24 protein-coding genes and 1 pseudogene are annotated in these 21819 nt (G+C 39.9%); 15 read left to right on the top strand and 10 right to left on the bottom strand.

The features are described from left to right. Window positions 1–1752 precede the first annotated feature (1752 nt). The 9 genes and pseudogenes from D8805_RS03070 to D8805_RS03030 all read left to right on the top strand — a co-directional run. Window positions 1753–1902, top strand: a pseudogene (locus D8805_RS03070) (7,8-dihydro-8-oxoguanine-triphosphatase); the annotation flags it as partial. Window positions 1903–2018: 116 nt separating this feature from the next. Then, on the top strand, window positions 2019–3053 hold the full coding sequence (locus D8805_RS03065) for an ATP-binding protein (protein WP_125415387.1): 1035 nt from the start codon (window positions 2019–2021) through the stop codon (window positions 3051–3053). A gap of 61 nt (window positions 3054–3114) precedes the next feature. Continuing rightward, the gene (locus tag D8805_RS03060) at window positions 3115–5298 is read left to right on the top strand and encodes a S8 family peptidase (protein WP_125415399.1); all 2184 of its coding nucleotides are present in this window, start codon (window positions 3115–3117) and stop codon (window positions 5296–5298) included. 50 nt (window positions 5299–5348) lie between these two features. Then, complete coding sequence (locus tag D8805_RS03055; RefSeq protein WP_125415386.1) at window positions 5349–6365, top strand: AbiH family protein; 1017 nt, start codon at window positions 5349–5351, stop codon at window positions 6363–6365. Window positions 6366–6377: 12 nt separating this feature from the next. Next, window positions 6378–7328 carry a 50S ribosomal protein L11 methyltransferase gene (gene prmA / locus D8805_RS03050; protein WP_125415385.1) on the top strand — a complete coding sequence of 317 codons (951 nt, stop codon included), beginning with the start codon at window positions 6378–6380 and terminating at the stop codon, window positions 7326–7328. A gap of 1 nt (window position 7329) precedes the next feature. Continuing rightward, window positions 7330–8073 (top strand): 16S rRNA (uracil(1498)-N(3))-methyltransferase, encoded by a 744-nt coding sequence (locus tag D8805_RS03045; RefSeq protein ID WP_125415384.1) that lies wholly within the window; start codon window positions 7330–7332, stop codon window positions 8071–8073. A 10-nt stretch (window positions 8074–8083) separates the two neighbouring features. Further along, the gene (gene pepF, locus D8805_RS03040; protein WP_125415383.1) at window positions 8084–9880 is read left to right on the top strand and encodes an oligoendopeptidase F; all 1797 of its coding nucleotides are present in this window, start codon (window positions 8084–8086) and stop codon (window positions 9878–9880) included. Between the two features lie 121 nt (window positions 9881–10001). Then, the gene (locus D8805_RS03035) at window positions 10002–10793 is read left to right on the top strand and encodes a DUF2785 domain-containing protein (protein ID WP_125415382.1); all 792 of its coding nucleotides are present in this window, start codon (window positions 10002–10004) and stop codon (window positions 10791–10793) included. A gap of 109 nt (window positions 10794–10902) precedes the next feature. After that, window positions 10903–11571, top strand: a complete 669-nt coding sequence (locus D8805_RS03030) for an MIP/aquaporin family protein (protein WP_125415381.1) — start codon at window positions 10903–10905, stop codon at window positions 11569–11571. A 205-nt stretch (window positions 11572–11776) separates the two neighbouring features. On the opposite strand, the gene queF is transcribed toward D8805_RS03030, so the two are convergent. The 7 genes from queF to D8805_RS02995 form a co-directional block, all read right to left on the bottom strand. Continuing rightward, window positions 11777–12268, bottom strand: coding sequence for a preQ(1) synthase (gene queF, locus D8805_RS03025; protein WP_125415380.1), 492 nt, complete (start codon window positions 12266–12268; stop codon window positions 11777–11779). A 17-nt stretch (window positions 12269–12285) separates the two neighbouring features. Further along, window positions 12286–13002, bottom strand: coding sequence for a 7-carboxy-7-deazaguanine synthase QueE (queE, locus tag D8805_RS03020; RefSeq protein WP_125415379.1), 717 nt, complete (start codon window positions 13000–13002; stop codon window positions 12286–12288). Then, the gene (queD, locus tag D8805_RS03015) at window positions 12995–13438 is read right to left on the bottom strand and encodes a 6-carboxytetrahydropterin synthase QueD (RefSeq protein ID WP_125415378.1); all 444 of its coding nucleotides are present in this window, start codon (window positions 13436–13438) and stop codon (window positions 12995–12997) included. Before queD ends, queE begins: the two co-directional genes overlap by 8 nt. Next, window positions 13438–14091, bottom strand: coding sequence for a 7-cyano-7-deazaguanine synthase QueC (gene queC / locus D8805_RS03010; protein WP_049520423.1), 654 nt, complete (start codon window positions 14089–14091; stop codon window positions 13438–13440). The genes queD and queC overlap by 1 nt, the downstream gene beginning before the upstream one ends. A gap of 202 nt (window positions 14092–14293) precedes the next feature. Then, entirely contained in the window at window positions 14294–14608 is a 315-nt protein-coding gene (gene trxA / locus D8805_RS03005) for a thioredoxin (RefSeq protein WP_001029581.1), read from the bottom strand. A 15-nt stretch (window positions 14609–14623) separates the two neighbouring features. After that, window positions 14624–14845 carry a DUF4649 family protein gene (locus D8805_RS03000; protein ID WP_125415377.1) on the bottom strand — a complete coding sequence of 74 codons (222 nt, stop codon included), beginning with the start codon at window positions 14843–14845 and terminating at the stop codon, window positions 14624–14626. 96 nt (window positions 14846–14941) lie between these two features. Beyond that, entirely contained in the window at window positions 14942–15322 is a 381-nt protein-coding gene (locus D8805_RS02995; RefSeq protein WP_125415376.1) for a MarR family winged helix-turn-helix transcriptional regulator, read from the bottom strand. A gap of 196 nt (window positions 15323–15518) precedes the next feature. Here D8805_RS02995 and D8805_RS02990 point away from each other — a divergent pair, with 196 nt between their 5' ends. Both D8805_RS02990 and D8805_RS02985 read left to right on the top strand, forming a co-directional pair. Continuing rightward, window positions 15519–15893, top strand: coding sequence for a CidA/LrgA family protein (locus D8805_RS02990; RefSeq protein ID WP_000781326.1), 375 nt, complete (start codon window positions 15519–15521; stop codon window positions 15891–15893). After that, window positions 15890–16585 (top strand): LrgB family protein, encoded by a 696-nt coding sequence (locus tag D8805_RS02985; protein ID WP_125415375.1) that lies wholly within the window; start codon window positions 15890–15892, stop codon window positions 16583–16585. The genes D8805_RS02990 and D8805_RS02985 overlap by 4 nt, the downstream gene beginning before the upstream one ends. A gap of 33 nt (window positions 16586–16618) precedes the next feature. Here D8805_RS02985 and D8805_RS02980 read toward each other — a convergent pair whose 3' ends face one another. Genes D8805_RS02980 through D8805_RS02970 form a run of 3 tightly spaced genes read right to left on the bottom strand, consistent with a single transcriptional unit; the run spans window position 16619 to window position 18434 of the window. After that, window positions 16619–17353 carry a hypothetical protein gene (locus tag D8805_RS02980; protein WP_000498778.1) on the bottom strand — a complete coding sequence of 245 codons (735 nt, stop codon included), beginning with the start codon at window positions 17351–17353 and terminating at the stop codon, window positions 16619–16621. Window positions 17354–17368: 15 nt separating this feature from the next. Further along, window positions 17369–18064 carry an ABC transporter ATP-binding protein gene (locus D8805_RS02975; RefSeq protein ID WP_084946298.1) on the bottom strand — a complete coding sequence of 232 codons (696 nt, stop codon included), beginning with the start codon at window positions 18062–18064 and terminating at the stop codon, window positions 17369–17371. Window positions 18065–18068: 4 nt separating this feature from the next. Then, window positions 18069–18434 (bottom strand): GntR family transcriptional regulator, encoded by a 366-nt coding sequence (locus D8805_RS02970; RefSeq protein WP_000119121.1) that lies wholly within the window; start codon window positions 18432–18434, stop codon window positions 18069–18071. Window positions 18435–18574: 140 nt separating this feature from the next. Between D8805_RS02970 and nrdR the strand changes: the two genes are divergently transcribed. Genes nrdR through D8805_RS02950 form a run of 4 tightly spaced genes read left to right on the top strand, consistent with a single transcriptional unit; the run spans window position 18575 to window position 21819 of the window. Further along, a complete protein-coding gene (gene nrdR / locus D8805_RS02965; RefSeq protein ID WP_001203677.1) occupies window positions 18575–19048 on the top strand; it encodes a transcriptional regulator NrdR in 474 nt (157 codons plus the stop codon). After that, complete coding sequence (locus D8805_RS02960) at window positions 19049–20212, top strand: DnaD domain protein (protein ID WP_125415374.1); 1164 nt, start codon at window positions 19049–19051, stop codon at window positions 20210–20212. It abuts the gene before it with no gap. Further along, a complete protein-coding gene (gene dnaI / locus D8805_RS02955; protein ID WP_000446492.1) occupies window positions 20213–21109 on the top strand; it encodes a primosomal protein DnaI in 897 nt (298 codons plus the stop codon). Beyond that, window positions 21106–21819 carry an NADPH-dependent oxidoreductase gene (locus tag D8805_RS02950; protein WP_125415373.1) on the top strand — a complete coding sequence of 238 codons (714 nt, stop codon included), beginning with the start codon at window positions 21106–21108 and terminating at the stop codon, window positions 21817–21819. Before dnaI ends, D8805_RS02950 begins: the two co-directional genes overlap by 4 nt.

The raw sequence follows: 21819 nt of genomic DNA, 5'->3' as shown, positions 1-21819 counted from the left end.
AGATATATCAGCCAATTCATCTATTGATTTAAGTGCTGATATAGGAATGATAAAATCAGGAATACAATTAAGAGGGAAAATTTCTTCAAGTAATAATGAAGAGTTGTCTCGGGAATTAAAAAGTATTGTTACTGAGGAATTAAAAGAGCGTCAGCTACTACGACTTTTAAAAAACATGTCTGAATACTTTAGTATTACTTTTTCTATAGATGAGTTAGATAAATGTAATAAAGCTACAATTATTGATTTGATTGATAAAGATAAAAGGTTATTCTTTGATTGTAATGTTTCGACATTGCTCATTACAGATATAGCCACCGCTATATCATTATTGGAAAAATCAGATTATATTTCTGAGCCTAATATCATTGTTGTTCCTGATTTAGGTATTTTGGATTATATTCACAGGATTAATAATAAAGGGCTACCCCTAAGTTATAATTTTATTACTATTCTAGATTCCTATTTCGTGAATAGAATGAATAATAGGGAGTTAAATTATGGTAGAAAAAATGAGAAAGGAATTTATTTTTCCAAGGGATTTGAACTTTATAAGTTTATGAATTCTACTCTTTATAAAGGTATAAATGAACTTTATAAGCCGATGATATTGAAATTTTATTGGGAGTTAATTGACTTACTAGATTTTGTCGGGGAATTATCTAAAGAAGAATATGAACAGTTTGAGAATAGTTTTTTTAATAATAATGACTTGCATTCTTTAAAAATCAAGTTTATACTGCGTAAAATAATAGATCAATTAACGACACAATCTTTTGATTACTCTTTTACTCTCGAGGATAGTCGAAGTCGGTATGGACATACTAAATCACTGACTGAGTTTAATAATAAGAAATCCTATATTAGCGAATTTTTGCGGCAAATAGCTTCAAAACCAACGATACTTTCAGATGAGACTGCTTTTTTAAAAACTAATCATATAGACTCTCAAACTGAGGAATTTTACTACTTTGATATAGAATTCTCAGATTATCTAAAAAAATTGGGTATTGATGATGAAAAGTTCAAAAATATCTTGTTGCAATTATCTGAACCAGGAAAGAAAGGTATATATGATGGAAGAACTTATCGTTTTGCAGAGGAATTTTATGATCCTTCTCAAGGAGTTGATGATGCACGAAATATCGTAAAAAGAGAGAATGTGGTTGGTGTCATTTTATTCTATCCACACGATTATTCGGAGAATGCTAATCCAAATCACCAGCCACTACGAAATGGTATTATTGTAACTGTGACTGATTTTGATGAAATTATACTATATCCATACTTAGGTTATATTGGTCTACATTCTCACAAACCATCTTATCTCACAGAATTTAAAAAAGAATTGAGTAATCAAAATATCCTAGTTTACGAAGTAGAAGATGNAAATTTATGGAAAGGATGTTTCGAAAAAGATAATACAGACCTCAAAGATAAAATTTTTGAGGTCTGTAAAAAAGAAATAAAAAGATGGCTTAGTGATATGAAATATAGAGCCAACAGGTAAACATCTTGGTTAAATCATTGATTTATATTGTTATGTTATTAAAGATCGTTATATCTCCTTAGCAATATTTAATCTTCCCAAGACTAATGAAAGTTATTCGAATGAATTTTTATCATGAAAATACTAGACAATTTAGTTTGTCAAACAGAAAACAAATAACAGTAGGGCGGTGAGAGACGAGAAACGCTAATATGCAAACTGGTTAGAGGAGCTGGAGAAGGCATTAGCTGAAGGAGTCTAACATGGAAATCGAAATTACTGATTTTACAGGCTGTAAGATTGCCCTCTTTTGTGGGGATAGGATTTTAACTATCTTGCGGGATGATAAGTCCAGCATTCCTTGGCCCAATATGTGGGAGTTGCCAGGTGGTGGAAAGAGTGTCAGGGAAAATCTGATATAGTATTGCATTAAAAGAATATCCTTTCAAGGTTATTCTTTTAATTTTGTCCCAAAATAGTTGATTTCGTCCCAAGAATATAGTATTATTTGTGTAAGGAGGAATGAATCATGAAAAAATCAGATGTTCTTGATTTAATAAAGTATCATTATGAGGNCAGAGAGACAGAATTTAGAAATCAATCCATAGCAATTGCTCGGAACTTCAATAAACATGGTGATACACAATTAGCACAATATATTATGGGGTTAATGTCCCAAAGTGATAGATTCATGCCACAAATAGAGAATCCTAGTGAGTATTTGACTCCTGCTAAACTAGATATTGGTCCTCTCCCATTGCCTCTTTCAATTATGAATGATTTAAAAGGAATAATAAACGCTGTCAATCATCATATTGGAATAAATAAATTTTTATTTGTGGGATCTCCAGGCACTGGGAAAACTGAAAGTGTAAAGCAGGTGGCTAGACTTATTGGCAAGGAATTACTTGTAGTAGATTTCAGTCACTTAGTAGATAGTAAGCTGGGGCAAACAGTCAAAAACTTAGCAACTCTTTTTAATGAAATCAATAATCTTCCTTTCAAACAAAATTATATCATCCTATTTGATGAAATTGATTCCATAGTACTGGATAGGGTTAATCAGAATGATTTGAGAGAAATGGGACGAGTGACTTCTGCCTTTTTAAAGGAGTTGGATAGGCTGTCACCAGAAATTGTATTAATTGCAACAACAAATCTTTTTGAAAATCTTGATAAAGCAGTTACGAGAAGATTCGATGCCATAATTGACTTTGACCGTTATACTGATGAAGATAAAGTAGAAGTAGCTACTATTATTTTAAATGAGTTATTAAAGCAATTTAAGAATGTAGCTAGAGATTTAAAATTATTTAAAAAAATTATCAATAGTGCCAATGTAATACCGAATCCTGGTGATTTGAGAAACTCAATAAGAACGTCATTGGCATTTAGTGATCCATCAGATCCGCATGATTATCAAAAACGCCTGCTAAGAAGTTTGCATAATGGTAGAAATTTATCTATTTCTAAATTATCGAAGCTAGGTTTTACTGTTAGAGAAATTGAGATTTTGACAGGTGTTTCTAAGAGTAGTGTATCACGAGAATTAAGCGAGGGTTGACATGAATACATTATTGACATTACGTGGAAAAAGTTTTACACAAAAATCAAGAAATAATGGTATGGGACCAATAACTATACCCAAAAAAGCAATAATTACATTGGAACATTTGAAGTATCTTCATTTTTCATTAGAAGAAACGAAAACATATTGGGAGAAAAATAACATTATCGATGGTATTTTGATCAGTATTTACTATAATCGAATTGTTGCCAAAAGTAACCGTATTAATGGCTATTTCAATGTAGGAGGAGGGAATCCATTCCCTAATGATACCATTGTGGGAGCAAAATTCAATGAGGAGAAGACAAAACATATTGTTACTCATTATATTTCTAGAGATACTCTTAATAAAACAATAACCGTTTTAAGTAAGATAATTGAAGTTTTTGAGGAACATTTTGATAGAGCGATAACATGTGAGATGTTCTCTGATTCATCAACGTTTGCTTCTATAAATTTTTCGGAGTATGGTATTTCAAAAAGCAAATTTCAACAGTATTTGAGAGATTCTTGCTTTATTGAGAATTTTGGGGTTGAGCACACTACTGTTTCTGATATTCAAAATTCTATCGTGACATTTTATGATGTCCATACAGACATTTTTAGATTACTGAATAAATTAAATATTGATATTTCAGAAGCTAATATTATGAATCAGACCACGGTCTTGCTTGATGAAAAAAATATTGAATTGCTACTATCAAAAGCTCCCTATCTTGTCTCCATGATTGTGGAAGATTTTTCTAAGTTATCTGTAGATGATTTTTCTTTAGATAATAATGATTTAAAAATAAATCTTCCATCTCCAATGAACGAACCAGTTGTTGGCGTTATTGATACCTTATTTGACAAAAGAGTTTACTTTAATGAGTGGGTAGAATATCATGATTTTGTCTCACCTGATATTAGAAAAGATAGCCAAGATTACAAGCATGGGACAGCTGTGACTTCTTTAATCGTTGATGGAGCCAATTTGAACCCTAATCTGGATGATGGTTGTGGGAATTTTAGAGTAAGGCATTTTGGTGTGTCACTACAAAGTGGATTTAATTCATTTACAATCATAAAACAGATAAAAGAGATTGTTTCTCAGAATTCTGATATTAAGGTTTGGAATCTTTCTTTAGGGTCCAATGATGAAATAAGAGAAAATTTTATCTCTGCAGAGGGAGCTTTATTAGACGAAATTCAATTTGAGAATGATGTAATTTTTATTATAGCTGGGACAAATGCTTCAGTAATAAATGGGAAACGTAAAAGAATAGGTGCTCCTGCTGATTCACTTAATTCTATAATAGTAAATTCTGTTGATTTTAATAATCAATCAGTGTCATATTCACGAGAGGGTATTGTTTTATCATTCTTTGTTAAACCAGATGTGTCATATTATGGAGGGGGAAATGGTGGCTTTATAAATGTTTGTGAACCTCTAGGATTAGGTCGTGTAGCTGGAACAAGTTTTGCGGCACCTTTTATTGCAAGGAAAATGGCCTATCTCATTCATATTATGGGACTTAGCCGAGAAGAAGCAAAGGCTTTGCTAATTGATGCAGCAATACCCTGGAATGATAAGAAAACATTCACTGATTTATCTTTGATAGGAAATGGTATTGTTCCAATAAAAATGGATGATATTTTATCTACACCTGATGATGAAATTAAATTTATTGTGTCAGATATCTCTAGGGCTTATGATACCTATAATTATGATTTTCCAGTACCTATTTCTAGTGAGAGTTATCCATATGTAGCTAAGGCAACAATGTGTTATTTCCCTAACTGCTCAAGAAATCAAGGGGTTGATTATACAAATACTGAGATGCAGATTACTTTTGGTAGGTTAAAGTCAGACGGTATCGAATCGATAAATAAAGACAACCAGCATGCCGAAGATACCCCAGGATATGTGAGAGAAAACGCAGCTAGAAATATATTTAGGAAATGGGATAATGTCAAGCATATTGGAGAGTCGTTTACTTCTAGAAAGAGAGCTAAAGCAATTTTAAATCCATCTAATCCTCAGTGGGGGATGAGCATTAAAACAATCGAACGTTTGAAAAGTGGTGATGGACAAGGAGTACGTTTTGGTGTAGTAGTTACATTAAAAGAATTAAATGGGGTTAATCGTATTGAAGATTTTATTCAGCAAGCTGAATTAAGAGGTTGGCTAGTTAATAGATTACAAGTTGAAGCTCAAGTAGATCTCTTTAATAGTTTAAATGAAGAAATTGAATTTGAATAGTGGATATTTTAACCTTATTTTAGATATTAGGAATACAAGAGGGCAAAGATATGAATATCACCTATATCGTCGGAAATGGTTTGGATTTACAATATGGTTTAAAAACAAAATACAAGGATTTCTATGATTTTCAACATAAAGTTTATATGGAAAGGAAAAAGAAAGAAGGATATTCAAATTTCATTTATGAGTCTCTATTTTCTGATAAAGTAAATGATTATGAAAATTGGTCAGATTTTGAATTGTCAATTGGTAAATTGACAAAAGATAACGACCTCATCTTCTCAAGTATAGAAATGAAGGAGAAGTTTATAGATGATTTTAGTGAAGTAGTTGATGATTTAAGAGAACATCTACGCATACAACAAGAAAAAAATCTTGAGAAAGGTAATGCAATTGACTTTATAAGCACTCTAGATGATATGATAACCTCTCTCCCTGTAATTAATCAACCTGCTATCAATAAAAAATATAATGAAAATCTATATCAACACGATATTGTGAATATATTAACTCTTAATTACACAAATGTTATCGATAAATTATATAATGAGTCAGCAAAATCATTCAGGAGTCAATTACGAGCTAATCTTTATAATTTTTATATTGAGCCACCAATTCATGCACATGGGACGGTGGATGTTTGCATGGTTTTAGGGGTTAGTGATGAAACACAAATTTCAAATAGTTTAGAAGAAGAACAAAAGGAATCTCTAATAAAAAGTTTAGTTTTGAAAAACTATAGAGAAAATATGGATGTTAAAAATAGTGATATTATAAAAAACTCTGATATTATTATTCTCTATGGGGTTTCTTTGGGAGAGACTGATAGGTATATCTGGAGTCAAATCGCTGAACGATCAATCAGTAGTTCTGTTCCTGTCATAATTTATCATTATGTACCAAATTTTGATCCAGGAAACCCCACTAGGGTGAAACGTTTATACAGAAAGGTAGAAGATAAATTCATACAGAATAGTGGTATTGATTTAGAGTTAGAGAAGAAATTAAGAGATAATCTTATTGTTGTTATTGGAAAGACTATTTTTAACCTGATGGAAAGGTAAGCACAGTACAAAATGGAAACATGGCAAGAGTTAAAAGTTACAGTGAAGCGTGAGGGGGAGGAATTGGTTTCCAACCTCTTGATTGAGTTGGGCGCCCAAGGTGTTGCGATTGAAGACAGCATGGACTATGTGGGGAATGTGGATCGCTTTGGTGAGATTTTCCCTGAGGTTGAGCAGCAAGAAGAAATCGTGGTAACAGCATACTACCCTGAAACGGTTGATGTGGCAGAGGTCGAGGCGAACTTGCAGGCTCGTCTGGCAGAATTAACCAATTTTATGGATTTGGGAGATGTCAAGATGGGCACGACTGCCTTGGCTGAGGAAGACTGGGCAGACAACTGGAAGAAATACTACGAACCAGCTCGTATCACTCATGATTTGACCATCGTGCCGTCTTGGACGGACTATGAGGCGACTGATGGAGAAAAGATTATCAAGCTGGACCCTGGCATGGCCTTTGGGACTGGGACGCATCCAACCACTAAGATGAGCCTTTTTGCCTTGGAGCAGGTTCTTCGTGGTGGCGAAACGGTGCTTGATGTGGGAACTGGTTCAGGTGTCCTCTCCATTGCCAGCTCGCTTCTGGGTGCCAAGGAAATTTTCGCCTATGACCTGGATGATGTGGCGGTTCGTGTCGCTCAGGAAAATATTGAGCTCAACCCTGGTATGGAAAATATCCATGTAGCGGCAGGAGATTTGCTTAAGGGGGTTGAGATTGAGGCAGATGTCATCGTGGCTAATATCTTAGCGGATATTCTCATTCATTTGACGGACGATGCTTATCGCTTGGTCAAAGATGAAGGTTATCTGATCATGAGTGGCATTATCAAGGACAAGTGGGACATGGTGCGCGAGTCGGCTGAGTCAGCTGGATTTTTCCTTGAAACCCACATGATTCAAGGGGAATGGAATGCCTGTGTCTTTAAGAAAACCAAGGATATTTCAGGTGTGATTGGAGGCTAGCATGCAACAGTATTTTGTCAAGGGCAGTGCAATCTCTCCCGTCATTATCGAAGATAAGGAAACCAGCAAGCATATGTTTCAGGTTATGCGCTTGAAAGAAGATGATGAGGTGACCTTGGTCTTTGATGATGGTATCAAGCGCTTGGCGCGCGTGCTGGATGTGGGAAATCGTCAGTTTGAGTTGGTTCAAGAATTAGCTGACAATGTGGAACTGCCCGTTCAAGTAACCATCGCATCAGGATTTCCCAAGGGAGACAAGCTGGAGTTTATTACTCAGAAAGTAACCGAACTAGGAGCTAGTCAAATCTGGGCCTTCCCTGCCGACTGGTCAGTTGCCAAATGGGATGGCAAGAAACTAGGCAAAAAGATTGAAAAACTGGAAAAAATCGCCCTTGGAGCAGCAGAGCAAAGCAAGCGAAATCTGGTCCCAAGTATCCAGCTTTTCGAGAAAAAAGCAGATTTTCTAGCCCAGCTGGACCAGTTTGACTCTATTGTAGTGGCCTATGAAGAATCAGCAAAAGAAGGAGAAACCGCTGCGCTCTTACAAGTAGTCACTGGTCTTGAAAAAGGAGCCAAACTGCTCTTTATCTTTGGCCCAGAAGGTGGTCTCTCACCTGCAGAAATTGAGAGTTTTGAAGCTAAAGGAGCCGTCTTGGCAGGACTTGGCCCTCGTATTTTGCGAGCGGAAACAGCGCCGCTTTACGCCTTATCAGCCCTTAGTGTTTTATTAGAATTAGAGAAATAAGAGGAAGAAAATGGAACAAAAACACCGTTCAGAATTTCCAGAGAAGGAACTTTGGGACTTAACAGCCCTATACCAAGACCGTGAGGATTTCTTGCGTGCAATTGAGAAAACGCGTGAAGATATCAACCAATTTAGCCGTGACTACAAGGGCAATCTTCACACTTTTGAAGATTTCGAGAAGGCCTTTGTGGAATTGGAGCAAATCTACATCCAGATGAGCCATATTGGCAATTATGCCTTTATGCCTCAGACGACAGACTATAGCAATGAAGAATTTGCCAACATTGCCCAAGCTGGGATGGAATTTGAAACAGATGCCAGCGTAGCCTTGACCTTCTTTGACGATGCCTTGGTTGCAGCAGGCGAGGAAGTCTTGGACCGTTTGGGTGAATTGCCTCACTTAACGGCAGCTATTCGTCAGGCCAAAATCAAAAAAGCTCACTACCTAGGGGCTGATGTGGAGAAGGCCTTGACCAATCTGGGTGAAGTTTTCTACAGTCCACAGGACATTTACACTAAGATGCGAGCTGGGGATTTTGAAATGGCTGATTTTGAAGCTCATGGGAAGACCTACAAAAACAGCTTTGTGACCTATGAAAACTTTTATCAAAACCACGAGGATGCTGAGGTTCGTGAGAAATCATTCCGTTCTTTCTCAGAGGGACTTCGTAAGCACCAAAATACAGCTGCAGCAGCCTACTTAGCTCAGGTTAAGTCTGAGAAATTGTTGGCAGATATGAAGGGCTACGACTCAGTCTTTGATTATCTTCTGGCTGAGCAAGAAGTGGACCGTGCCATGTTTGACCGTCAGATTGACCTCATCATGAAGGACTTTGCGCCAGTTGCTCAGAGATACCTCAAGCATGTTGCCAAGGTGAATGGTCTTGAAAAGATGACCTTTGCAGACTGGAAATTGGACTTGGACAGCGCCCTCAATCCTGAAGTGACTATTGACGACGCCTATGATTTGGTCATGAAGTCAGTAGAACCTCTGGGACAAGAATATACTCAAGAAATTGCCCGCTACCAAGAAGAGCGCTGGGTAGACTTCGCTGCTAACAGTGGTAAGGATTCTGGTGGTTATGCTACGGATCCATATCGCGTGCACCCTTATGTCCTCATGAGCTGGACTGGTCGTTTGAGCGATGTCTATACCTTGATTCATGAAATCGGGCATTCTGGTCAATTTATCTTTTCAGATAATCACCAAAGTTACTTCAATGCCCACATGTCGACCTACTACGTCGAAGCGCCATCAACATTCAATGAATTGCTTCTCAGTGACTACTTGGAGCACCAATCTGACGATCCACGTCAAAAACGTTTCGCCCTTGCCCACCGCTTGACAGACACCTACTTCCATAATTTCATCACCCACCTCTTGGAAGCAGCCTTCCAGCGCAAGGTTTATACATTGATTGAAGAAGGGGAGACCTTTGGAGCAAGCAAGCTCAACAGCATTATGAAGGAAGTTTTGACAGATTTCTGGGGAGATGCTATTGAAATTGACGACGATGCGGCCTTGACTTGGATGCGACAAGCTCACTATTACATGGGCTTGTATAGTTACACTTACTCTGCTGGTCTTGTCATCTCGACAGCTGGCTATCTCCATCTGAAACATTCAGAAACTGGAGCTAGAGACTGGCTCAATCTCCTTAAATCAGGTGGTAGCAAGACACCGCTTGAGTCAGCCATGATTATCGGTGCTGATATTTCAACAGACAAACCACTCCGTGATACCATTCAGTTCTTGTCAGACACAGTTGACCAGATTATCGCCTACAGTGCCCAGTTGGGAGAGTAAAGAAACAGGATGTCAGAATTAAACCTACTATAGAGTACGTACTGAATTCGAAGTTTAATGAACAGAAAGTCATCTACGGATGACTTTTTGATAAGCTAATAGAAATCCAGAGGTACTAGGGATGTATCAAGTATTACAAAGAAAAGTGACAGAAGAAAAACCAAGCTATAGCCGAGAAGAAATTCAGTGGTTGCTTGAGCACTTGGGAGATCCCTCTCCAGAAATTCGAGACGAACTTGTTTTTACGAGTTTGGCTAGAGGGATTCAAGAAGAACTGTTTACTGTTGAGCAGTTTCAGTTTATCGCAGAAGAGGTCTCATCTGATGAAGGTCTATACAAAGAGATTGATAGTAGAGGAGTTTCGGCTCTTAAACGTTCTTTTAGGGCACTTATTTATGCCAATCTACTGTCTTGCGATGGTGCTAAGGAATCACTTTATTACCAGCAGTTGCCTTCTCCTATCAGGTCTACCATGCTAAATCAAGGATTGTACTATCTTACAAAGGAAAAAGAGACGACGGGCTACTCTCCTCAGTTTGGTTGGATCCACGCATTTGCGCATGGGGCTGATCTCTTGACGGAAGTTATATGTCATCCTAGCTTTCCAAAGTCAAATATAGCCGAAGCATTTGAAATCATTGGGAAAATCTTTAAACGTGTTGAGATTCGTTTTACAAATGATGAAGATTGGCGGTTAGCCAGAGCGTTTTATGAACCAATATTACGAGGGAAAATCGAACCGTCTCTCCTCACTGCTTGGCTGCAAACAGTCGAATTTCCCCTGAAAGAAGCAAATGATTTCCATAAATTTTCCAACTTCAGATCCTGTCTGTTGGAAGTCTATGTCAAACTTGATCAGAAAAACTTTTTACAAGATGCCTTGAAAGAAGCCATTCAATCTTTTCAATACTAGAGATTAGCTGGTCATTTTATGATTTTCAAAAAACTTTCCAGTCAATTTTCTTGAAACCCTTTCCTTCTTCTGATAGACTAATACATAGTTTGAAAAAAGGAGACTTATCATGAAAAAATTTGTTGCTGAATTAATCGGTACATTTATGCTTGTGTTCATCGGAACAGGAGCTGTTGTTTTTGGAAATGGTCTTGAAGGTCTTGGACACCTTGGAATTGCTTTTGCCTTTGGTTTGGCAATCGTGGTAGCAGCTTTCTCAATCGGAACTGTTTCAGGTGCTCACTTGAACCCAGCTGTTTCAATTGCTATGTTTGTAAACAAACGTTTGTCATCAAAAGACCTTGTAAACTACATCCTTGGACAAGTAGTTGGGGCTTTCCTTGCGTCAGCTGCGGTATTCTTCCTCTTGTCTAACTCAGGAATGTCAACTGCAAGTCTTGGTGAAAATGCCTTGGCAAACGGTGTCACTGTCTTTGGTGGTTTCTTGTTTGAAGTCATCGCAACTTTCTTGTTTGTCTTGGTTATCATGACGGTGACATCAGCAAGCAAAGGCAATGGTGCGATTGCTGGTTTGGTAATCGGTTTGTCCTTGATGGCAATGATCCTTGTTGGATTGAACATCACTGGACTTTCAGTAAACCCAGCTCGTAGCTTGGCTCCTGCAGTCTTGGTAGGTGGCGCAGCCCTTCAACAAGTATGGATTTTTATCCTTGCCCCAATCGTTGGTGGTGTTATTGCAGCCCTTGTTGCGAAAAACTGCCTTGGAACAGAAGAATAAAAAATAAAAAGAGTCCTGTCCTCAGTCTGAGGAACAGGGCTTTTTCGTATCTGTTTATACTCAATGAAAATCAAAGAGCAAACTAGGAAACTAGCCGCAGGTTGCTCAAAGTACTGCTTTGAGGTTGTAGATGAAACTGACGAAGTCAGTAACATATATACGGCAAGGCGACATTGACGCGGTTTGAAGAGATTTTCGAAGAGTATTAGCGGTTGTCAATTTTCTCTGGATGAAGGTCGTGTTGAAAGAGGCGTTGTTCTGCCAATCCTTCATACTTAGTTTCAGGTCTACCGTAGTTGTAGTAGGGGTCGATTGAGATGCCACCGCGCGGAGTGAATTTTCCCCATACCTCCAAATAGCGAGGGTCTAGTAGATTGACCAAGTCTTTCCCGATGGTGTTGATACAGTTTTCGTGAAAATCCCCATGATTTCGGTAACTAAATAGGTAGAGTTTGAGGGATTTTGATTCGACGCAGAGCTTGTCAGGAATGTAAGAAATATAAATCGTCGCAAAGTCTGGCTGAGCAGTTATTGGGCAAAGTGAGGTAAATTCAGGACAGTTGAATTTGATGAAATAGTCATTTTCCACATGACGATTGTCAAAGGATTCGAGGACTTCTGGTTGATAGTCAAAAATGTAGTTGGTTTCTTTGTTGCCTAGTAGGCTTAGGTTTTTCATTTCTTCTTGTTGTGACATGATTTTTTCTTTCTAATTTAAACACCACGTTGGTTGTCGTAGAGGAGGGTGTGAAGTTGAGGAAGGACGCGGACATTGCCCCAGCTATCGTCAGTAGCGACGCGTTCCCAGAGTTCTTTGAGTCGGTCCAGTTGGTCTTGGACAATATTACCTGTAGCCTTGGGCTCAGGATTTCCTGCTGATAAGAATAGGACATCTGGTTGGTAACGTTCTTGAATCCCTTCAGCAAAGGCCAAATCTGCATCGTCAAAGACAGGGATTTTAAAGGTGACCTTGTCTGGATCCAGTTGGGAAACGATGAAATCCAAAGTCTCGAAGTTGACTTCCATCTTGGAGGAAGGAGGTTTGGGACTGAGAGTGACTTGGTCGATGTCTTTTAACCAATTTTGCCAGCGGGAGCCTTGGGTCTCAACTGCCAGAGTGACACCACGTTCTTTGAGCTTGGTGACGAGTTCGGCCATGTTGGCTGCTAGGATAGCAGGATTTCCGCCAGACAGGGTGACGTAGTCGTAGCTTCCTAACTTATCTAAGGCAGCAATGACTTCGTCAGCTGTCATGCGAGTTGGTTTTTCAGAACCATCCCAAGTAAAGGCAGAGTCGCACCAGTCACAGTGGTAGTCGCAACCAGCAGTGCGGACAAACATGGTTTTCTGCCCGATAGCACGGCCTTCACCTTGAAATGTTGGGCCAAAGATTTCCAGAACTGGTAGTTTGAGGACACGTTCCTTAGTCATCTAACCACTCCCGTCTAAACTCCGCAAAGGCAGTCGGAGTTTCATAGAGGCGAACGTATTCCAAACGGAGACCGCGTTCATCTGGCAACTCTTGATTCATGGTTTGAAAAATCCAGTAAACCATATTTTCAGCAGTCGTGTTCATATAAGGTAGAGTTTCATTGAGATAGCGATGATCCAAGTGGGGCTCTAAGTAGTCCTTATAGATAGCTTTGATGTCTCCAAAATCGTAGGTCATACCACGCTCATCTAAAAATCCACTGACAGCAATCTGCAGATGATAAGTGTGGCCGTGCAGGGATTTGCATTTTCCCTCATAGTGAAAGAGGTGGTGGGCAGCGTCGAAAGTAAACTCTTTTGATACCAAGGTTCTGTGGGGATTGTAGACAAGAGATTCCCCAGTTTCCTGTTTGATTTCTTTGGGAGCAAAAAACATTAGCCCTCTCCTTTCTGTGAGAGATAAACATCTAGTCCATGCTGGCGCAGGTGGCAGGCTGGGCAATCTCCACAACCACTTCCGATAATCCCATTGTAGCAGGTTAAGGTCTTTTCACGAACATAGTCAAAGGCACCGAGTTGGTCGGCTAATTCCCAAGTTTCAGCCTTGTCCAGCCACATGAGAGGTGTTTGGATAACAAAGTCGTAATCCATGGCAAGGTTGAGAGTAACATTAAGGGATTTGACAAAGACATCTCGACAATCAGGGTAGCCTGAGAAGTCTGTCTCGCAGACACCTGTGACGATGTCTTTAATGCCTCGTTGCTTAGCAAGAACTGCCGCAAAGGACAGAAAGAGGTGGTTGCGACCGTCAACAAAGGTATTGGGAATCTCTCCCTCTTTTTGCTCGATTTCCAGATCAGAAGTCAAGGCATTTTCAGTGATTTGTCCCAGTAGAGACATATCCAAGATGTGATGACGAATGCCTTGCTCCTTAGCGATTTCTCTAGCAACTTGAATTTCGAGATGATGGCGTTGGCCGTAGGCAAAGGTGACAGCTTCGACCGTTTCATAGTGTTCTTTAGCCCAAAAGAGGCAGGTTGTGGAATCTTGGCCACCACTAAAGACGACCAAGGCTGATTGACGTTTCATAGTACTCCTTCCAAAGTGGGAAATGTTCAGAGCACGCAAAAAGCTCCCTTGAGGGGAGCTAAAAAATACCAAGTAGAGGTTTTTTTTAGCGATGGCATGTCCCAAACATCGTAATATTCTACCTACAGTCTAGCATATTTTTTAAAAAATGGCAAAGGGCAAGAAAAAAGAGACCAAATAAAGCACTTGGTCTCTAGTGTGATTAGCTCAATTCAGCAACGATGGCCTTGATTTGTTCTGCTGTGTGTACTCCAGCAACTTGTTTCACCACTTGGCCGTCTTTTTTGAAGAGAAGAGTTGGGATAGACATGATTCCAAAGGCACGAGCTGTGTTTGGATTTTCATCAACGTCCATTTTAACGATTTTCAAGACATCTTCTGAAAGTTCTTCAGACAATTTATCCAAGATTGGACCTTGCATACGACATGGACCACACCAAGTTGCCCAGAAGTCTACCAAGACCAAACCGTCTTTTGTTTCTTGTTCAAATGTTGCATCTGTAATTGCTTTTGCCATTGTATTTCTCCTTTTTTAGTTATATTGGCTTAAATCTTGTTTCATGAGATAGAAGAAGACATCTCCATAAGTCCCATGGTAGTCCAAATCATGACCATTGTAAGTTAATTTTTGGACAGTGTAGTAATCCGCGACGACGATAAGGCAGGCTTGTTGAGAACGTTCAAATTCTTCATAAGATTCGAAAGTTATAGTTCTCTCTTGCTTGCTAGCATCTAGATAGGTAATTTCGATCATATAAAACTCCTTTGTTCGATCTTGACTTTATTGTACTCCTTGAAACGAGGAATGTCAAGAAAAATGATTGCGCACGCAACTTTTTTGAAAATCTGATTAAGAAATGAAGTCAAGATTCATTTCCAGTCTTTCTTCGATGGCCTTTTGTAGATAAGCCAGAGTTGTTTGTCCTTCGTCAGTCAGGCAGATAAAACTAGCCCGTCTATCCTGATCGCAACATCTGCGACTAAGCAAGCCACAGTTTTTCTCTTCTAGTCGGGTCACCATTCGAGAAACAGCGCTCGGACTGAGATGGAGTTTATCTGGCAGGTCAATCTGCCGTAAGGACTTTTCATTAGCTAGATTCAGATAGTAGAGCAGGTAAAACTCTTTCAAGTTCAGCCTTTGTTCACTCTGCTGGGCAATAGTTTCTTCCAACAAGGCTTCCATTTCTTTTTGACGGCGATTGTAGTCAAACCATTTTTCCAAGTAGGTCATTGCTTTCTCCTTTCTTTTTACAGTTAAAATCACAAAGTCATTACTGACTGTCTTTGTAACATAAGATGATTGCGCATGCAATGATTATACTACTTTTAGCTAATCCTTGCAAGAAAGAAAAATTTCGATATTTCCTTGAAATTTTCTGAAAAAAGAGTAAACTGGTATGCAAGAATTCTATTTCAAGGAGTTTGAGATGAAGTTATATGTTCAATTAATGATTCTCTTTGTGATTTCTCTAATCGGTGAGGGAATCTCCAGTTTCTTTCATCTGCCTATCCCAGGCAGTATTATCGGTTTGATTATTCTTTTTCTAGCCCTGCAATTCAAGTGGCTAAGGACCAGGCATGTCAATATGGTCGGGAATTTCTTGCTGGCCAATATGACCATTCTCTTTTTGCCGCCAGCAGTGGGTATCATGGAAAAGTTTGATGTGATTGCCCCTTATCTTTTGCCCATCGTCTTGATTGTCTTTTTTGCAGCTGTTATCAATATTATCCTCATCGCTCTAGTGGTTCAGTTTATCAAGAGACGATTTGAGGGAGATTATGAGAAGGGAGAAACGAAATGAGTGAATTTGTATCCAATCCTCTGTTTGGGATTGCATTATCTATCCTAGCTTATCTAGTGGGGATGTTGATTTACAGACGTTTTCCCCATCCATTGACGACGCCTTTGCTTTTGTCAGCTATTTTCATTATCATCTTTCTAAAGGTGACGGGTATTTCTTATCAAGATTACTACCAAGGTGGGGTTTATCTGAATAACTTGATAGTCCCATCAACAGTGGCTCTAGGGATTCCGCTTTATAAAAGTTTTCACCTGATGAAGCACCATGCTCGGAGTATTCTCTTTGGTAGTCTGCTAGCAGTAGTTGTCAATACTAGCTTCACTGCCATAGTGGCGAAAATCTTTGGCATGGACTTTTTCCTAGCCATTTCTCTCTTTCCCAAGTCAGTGACAACCGCTATGGCAGTCGGGATTACAGAAAAATTGCAAGGTTTAACGACTGTGACCTTGGTCGTCGTAGTTGCAACTGGGATCTTGACTAGTGTTATCGGACCAACACTTTTGAGGTGGTTGAAGATTGATGATCCAGTAGCTGTAGGCCTTTCCCTTGGAGGAACGGGACACGCTGTCGGAACGGGAACAGCCTTTCGATACGGCTCGGTAGCGGGGGCCATGGGTGGTTTAGCTATCGGTGTCACCGGAATTCTCTATGTCTTTGTTAGCCCCATTATAGCCAGTTTGATATTGAGTTAAAGCAAAACCCAGCTCTTGTAAGCTGGGCGTTTTTTATTGCAAGTTAACCTTATTTTTCAAGATATAGTAGGTTCCGAGATAGTAGATAATTGCTAGAATGAAATCTTTGAGGATATCAACGCTGATTAGGAGGTTAAAATCATAATCCATTCGGAAGAAGATAGAAATATAGCCAATCACGATGTTAAGCACGATATAGGCTAAAATTCCCATAGCGGTACGATACTCGTTAAATAGTTGACCAATTGAGATGCAAAGGTAAATAGATAAAATCCAAGTAATTGAACCCACCAGAAGAGAGAGGGCATAGAGCCAACCGTAGCCGAGATAAGGAGAGATAAATCGATAGAGGAGTGGCAAATCTTTCACTACAGGGGTGAGTGAGAAGATAATAATGATACTCAAGATAAATACAATATAGCTTATGATTGACCAAATGAGAGCACCCAGTAATTTGGCGGTGATGATCTGGTGTTCAGAGACGGGCAGAGTCAATGTAAGATAGCCCTGACGATCGTAGACACTTCCCTTGAAGCGTCGAACGATTAGAAAGATAGTCGCGATCCAGAGAGTAACGCTGAGCCCACCAAAAACTAAGATCAGAAAGCCTAACAGATAGTAGGGATCATTACCATAGCTAGTGTAGGTCTGACTAATACCAGAAATGGATGCACCAATCAAAACCGAAATTGCAAGCACAGCACCGTAGAGAGCTAGATACCATTTGTTAACATTTTTAAATTCATAACGAACTAAATTCCAAAACATAATAATCTCCTTTGTCTAAGCCTTGAACTCCTGGCGGAAGAGCTGGTCAATCGACTCACCTGACTCGTAACGAATATCATCTACATTTCCTTGACGGACGACTTTTCCGTTATTTAGGAAGATGATTTCGTCCAAGATCGGCTCAATATCTGAAATCAAGTGGGTAGAAATCAAGACAGTTGAAGTTGGTGAGTAGTTGTTGATGATGGTATTTAAGATATAGTCACGGGCAGCCGGATCCACACCACCAATCGGTTCGTCGAGCACGTAGAGACGAGCTTCACGGCTCATAACGAGGATGAGCTGAACCTTTTCCTTGTTCCCTTTTGACAATTTCTTGAGACGACTGTTTTCATCAATGCCAAGATCTGCTAAAAGGTGCTGAGCCCGCTCAAGATTGAAATCTTGGTAGAAAGTTTTAAAGTAGGTCAGTGCTTCTTTGATTTTCATCTGTTCATTCAGATAAGTCGTGTCTGGTAGATAAGAGACAATGGCTTTGGTAGCAGGACTTGGGTCCATGTTGTTAATGAGGACACGACCTTGGTCTGGTTGGAGAAGTCCGTTGATCAGCTTGATCAAGGTTGTTTTTCCAGATCCGTTTGGACCGAGAAGCCCGACGATTTTTCCAGCGGGAATCTCAAGGGAAACATTGTTAAGGGCTGCTGTAGCCCCATAGGATTTGGATACATTTTCAAATGCTAGTAATGTCATAATTTTACACTCCTTTGATGTATTCGCTAAGCACACTTGGCAGTTCTTCTTTTTGATAGCCGAATTGAAGCATGCCCGTTACAAAGTTTTTCAGTTGCTCCTCAGAAAGCTGTTTGCGGGACTGAACGATGAGATCTAAGTCCTCAGTGACAAAACGACCAGTAGTCCGCTTGCTATAAACGAAGCCCTCGCGCTCAAGATCAGACAAGGCGCGCTGAATTGTGTTGGGATTGACACCAGCCTCGCTCGCTAGCTCCCTTACGGTTGGGAGCTGTTGGTTGGGTTCCAGTTCATGGGAAACAATCTGTAATTTGATTTTTTCCATAATCTGCAAATAAATGGGTTTTGTATTATCAAATGACCAGGACATCATAGTCTCCTTTCTTTTTCTTTATTGTTCTAATTAAATAATACAATAAAACAAAAAACTTGTCAAGTAAAAATAAGAATTGTTTTGGGAATTGCTCAAAAAATGGTATAATGAAAAGAAAACGACAAGGAGGGAAATGCATGCGTTGTCCAAAATGTGGGGCTACCAAGTCTAGTGTTGTTGATAGTCGACAAGCCGAAGAAGGAAATACCATCCGCCGAAGACGTGAGTGCGACGAGTGTCAGCATCGTTTTACAACCTATGAACGAGTAGAAGAACGAACGCTGGTTGTCGTCAAGAAAGACGGTACACGAGAACAATTTTCGAGAGATAAAATCTTTAATGGGATTATCCGTTCAGCCCAGAAGCGTCCTGTGTCAAGTGATGAAATCAACATGGTGGTCAATCGTATTGAGCAAAAACTCCGTAGTCGCAGTGAGAATGAGATCCAAAGTGAATATATTGGAGCTTTAGTCATGGAAGAATTGGCAGAGCTTGATGAGATTACCTATGTTCGTTTTGCCAGCGTTTACCGTAGTTTTAAGGATGTGAGTGAGTTGGAGAGTCTGCTCCAGCAGATCACCCAGTCCTCTAAAAAGAAAAAGGAAAAATAGATGAAGCCAAATGACCGTTTTTCTTTTCTAAAGAATAATCGGGTGTCGCAAGATACCTCATCTCTGGTGCAGTGTTACCTCCCGATTATCGGTCAGGAGGCTCTGAGCCTCTATCTATATGCCATTACCTTTTGGGATGGCGGGCAAAAGGAACACCTTTTTGCTAACATTCTTAATCATTTAAACTTCGGGATGAATACGCTCCTCCAGTCCTTTAAAATCTTATCTGCTTTGGATTTGTTGACCCTTTACCAGAAAGGGGAAACCTATGAATTACAGCTTCATTCTCCCCTCTCCAGTCAGGAATTTCTAAGTCATTCTGTCTATAGTAGACTATTGGAAAAAAAGATTGGTGATACAGCTGTTTCCACTATGAAACAGATTCCAAGTGAGGGAGAAGCACTCTCTGTTTCTTTGAGCCAAGTCTTTCCAAACTTGACCGAAGAAGTGACTCCAACCGAGTCTAAAATCAAGGTGAAAAACGATTTTGATTTGGAGCATTTTCAGCGTCTGATGGCTCGAGATGGTCTGCGTTTTGAAGACGAGCAGGCGGATGTTTTGGAATTATTTGCCATCGCAGATGAGAAAAAATGGACCTGGTTTGAAACCTATCAATTAGCCAAGGCGACTACAGTGGCTCAGGTTATTTCAGTCAAACGCATGCGTGAAAAGATAGCACAAAAACCAGCGTCTTCTGACTTTAGCCCCAAAGAAATGACCATTATCAGGGAAGCAAAGAATAAAACTCCCCTGGAATTTTTAGCCGAAATCAAGCAAACACGTAAGGGAAACATCACCCAGAGTGAACGAGATCTCCTTCACCAGATGGCGTCTTTAGGCTTGTTGGACGAAGTCATCAATATCGTCTTACTTTTAACCTTTAACAAGGTTGATTCGGCCAATGTCAATGAAAAATACGCCATGAAGGTCGCAAATGACTATGCCTATCGCAAGATTCGGACAGCAGAGGAAGCCGTGCTTCGGATTCGAGAGCGTCAGCAAAAAGGCCAGGAAGACCAAAAATCAAAGACAAGCTCGACTAAGACAAATGTGCCCAAGTGGAGCAATCCAGAATACAAGAATCAAACCAGCGAGGAAACTCGTTTGGAACTAGAACGTAAAAAACAAGAAATGTTAGCCCGATTAGAAGAAGGAGGAGACTAGATGGAAAGTGTGGGTGACGTAATCAAACGTCAGACAAGTCGTTTTCAGTATCAGGACCTAGTCCAGCAGATCATGAAGGACCCAGATGTAGCGGCTTTTATCCAGAAAGAATCCCTCAGCCAAGAGGAGTTAAATCGTAGTATCTCCAAGTTCAACCAATATATCACAGAACGGGACAAGTTTCTTCGTGGGGATGCGGACTATATAGCGCGTGGCTACAAGCCAATCTTGGTCATGAATCACGGCTACGCGGATGTGTCTTATGAAGAAACGCCCGAACTAATCGCGGCTGAAAAAGAGGCAGCTATAAAGAATCGTCTCAAGTTGATCAATCTACCAGCAAGTCTCAAGAAAGCGAAGTTGGCTCAGATTGACCTGGATGATCTAGGTCGTTTGCCGATTTTTGAAAGACTCTATGCCTTTGTTGACCTTTACCCTAGTATCCGAAAAGGCCTCTATCTTTATGGAGATTTTGGTGTTGGTAAGAGTTTCATGATGGCGGCTCTGGCCCATGACCTATCTGAAAAACGAGGTGCTTCAACAACCATTCTCCACTATCCAAGTTTTGTCATTGATGTGAAAAATGCCATCGGTGAAGGATCTGTGAAGACCTTGGTGGATGAGATCAAGTTAGCAGAAGTTTTAGTCTTGGATGATATTGGTGCAGAGCAGTCTACCCCTTGGGTGCGTGATGAGATTCTCCAAGTCATCCTCCAGTATCGCATGCAGGAAGATTTGCCGACCTTCTTTACTTCCAACTTTAATTTCCAAGATTTGGAAAAACATTTTGCCAAAGGAAAAAATGGAAATGATGAGACTTGGGAAGCTAGACGGGTCATGGAAAGGATTCGTTATTTAGCTGAGGAAACGAGACTAGAAGGAGAAAATCGCCGATGACAGAAACCATTAAACTGATGAAAGCTCATACTTCAGTTCGTCGCTTTAAGGAGCAAGAGATTCCTCAGGCAGACTTGGATGAGATTTTAACTGCTGGACAAATGGCGTCATCTTGGAAAAATTTCCAATCCTACTCTGTGATTCTTGTGCGCAGTCAAGAGAAGAAAGATGCCTTATATGAACTGGTTCCCCAGGAAGCCATTCGCCAGTCAGCTGCCTTTTTGCTCTTTGTTGGTGACTTGAATCGAGCGGAAAAGGGAGCAAGCCTTCATACGGACACTTTCCAACCTCAAGGGGTAGAAGGTCTCCTTATCACGTCTGTGGACGCGGCTCTTGCTGGCCAAAATACCTTGCTTGCTGCTGAAAGTCTGGGATATGGTGGTGTTATCATCGGTTTGGTCCGTTATAAGTCAGAAGAAGTGGCAGCGCTTTTTAACCTGCCTGACTATACCTATCCTGTTTTTGGGATTGCCCTTGGTGTGCCAAATCAACAACATGATGTCAAACCAAGACTGCCTTTGAACCAAGTGGTATTTGAAGAAGAATACCAAGAACAGCCCGTAGCAGCGATTTTGGACTATGACCAAGAACAGGCAGACTATGCTGGTGCGCGTGCGACGACCTCTTGGAGTCAGCGTTTGGCAGAGCAGTTTGGTCAAGCCGAACCTAGTTCAACTCGGAAAAATCTAGAACAGAAAAAGTTATTGTAG

The organism is Streptococcus oralis subsp. dentisani, assembly GCF_003944205.1.
Taxonomy (GTDB): Bacteria; Bacillota; Bacilli; order Lactobacillales; family Streptococcaceae; genus Streptococcus; species Streptococcus oralis_BH.
The sequence above is the reverse complement of the archived record's forward strand: the minus strand, read 5'-3'. Positions and strand labels throughout refer to the sequence as shown.

Coding starts and splice junctions, on each gene's coding strand:
- D8805_RS03060 (WP_125415399.1), top strand. CDS start 3,115: ATGGGACCAATAACTATACCCAAAAAAGCAATAATTACATTGGAACAT.
- D8805_RS03055 (WP_125415386.1), top strand. CDS start 5,349: ATGAATATCACCTATATCGTCGGAAATGGTTTGGATTTACAATATGGT.
- prmA (WP_125415385.1), top strand. CDS start 6,378: ATGGAAACATGGCAAGAGTTAAAAGTTACAGTGAAGCGTGAGGGGGAG.
- D8805_RS03045 (WP_125415384.1), top strand. CDS start 7,330: ATGCAACAGTATTTTGTCAAGGGCAGTGCAATCTCTCCCGTCATTATC.
- pepF (WP_125415383.1), top strand. CDS start 8,084: ATGGAACAAAAACACCGTTCAGAATTTCCAGAGAAGGAACTTTGGGAC.
- D8805_RS03035 (WP_125415382.1), top strand. CDS start 10,002: ATGTATCAAGTATTACAAAGAAAAGTGACAGAAGAAAAACCAAGCTAT.
- D8805_RS03030 (WP_125415381.1), top strand. CDS start 10,903: ATGAAAAAATTTGTTGCTGAATTAATCGGTACATTTATGCTTGTGTTC.
- queF (WP_125415380.1), bottom strand. CDS start 12,268: ATGTCACAACAAGAAGAAATGAAAAACCTAAGCCTACTAGGCAACAAA.
- queE (WP_125415379.1), bottom strand. CDS start 13,002: ATGACTAAGGAACGTGTCCTCAAACTACCAGTTCTGGAAATCTTTGGC.
- queD (WP_125415378.1), bottom strand. CDS start 13,438: ATGTTTTTTGCTCCCAAAGAAATCAAACAGGAAACTGGGGAATCTCTT.
- queC (WP_049520423.1), bottom strand. CDS start 14,091: ATGAAACGTCAATCAGCCTTGGTCGTCTTTAGTGGTGGCCAAGATTCC.
- trxA (WP_001029581.1), bottom strand. CDS start 14,608: ATGGCAAAAGCAATTACAGATGCAACATTTGAACAAGAAACAAAAGAC.
- D8805_RS03000 (WP_125415377.1), bottom strand. CDS start 14,845: ATGATCGAAATTACCTATCTAGATGCTAGCAAGCAAGAGAGAACTATA.
- D8805_RS02995 (WP_125415376.1), bottom strand. CDS start 15,322: ATGACCTACTTGGAAAAATGGTTTGACTACAATCGCCGTCAAAAAGAA.
- D8805_RS02990 (WP_000781326.1), top strand. CDS start 15,519: ATGAAGTTATATGTTCAATTAATGATTCTCTTTGTGATTTCTCTAATC.
- D8805_RS02985 (WP_125415375.1), top strand. CDS start 15,890: ATGAGTGAATTTGTATCCAATCCTCTGTTTGGGATTGCATTATCTATC.
- D8805_RS02980 (WP_000498778.1), bottom strand. CDS start 17,353: ATGTTTTGGAATTTAGTTCGTTATGAATTTAAAAATGTTAACAAATGG.
- D8805_RS02975 (WP_084946298.1), bottom strand. CDS start 18,064: ATGACATTACTAGCATTTGAAAATGTATCCAAATCCTATGGGGCTACA.
- D8805_RS02970 (WP_000119121.1), bottom strand. CDS start 18,434: ATGTCCTGGTCATTTGATAATACAAAACCCATTTATTTGCAGATTATG.
- nrdR (WP_001203677.1), top strand. CDS start 18,575: ATGCGTTGTCCAAAATGTGGGGCTACCAAGTCTAGTGTTGTTGATAGT.
- D8805_RS02960 (WP_125415374.1), top strand. CDS start 19,049: ATGAAGCCAAATGACCGTTTTTCTTTTCTAAAGAATAATCGGGTGTCG.
- dnaI (WP_000446492.1), top strand. CDS start 20,213: ATGGAAAGTGTGGGTGACGTAATCAAACGTCAGACAAGTCGTTTTCAG.
- D8805_RS02950 (WP_125415373.1), top strand. CDS start 21,106: ATGACAGAAACCATTAAACTGATGAAAGCTCATACTTCAGTTCGTCGC.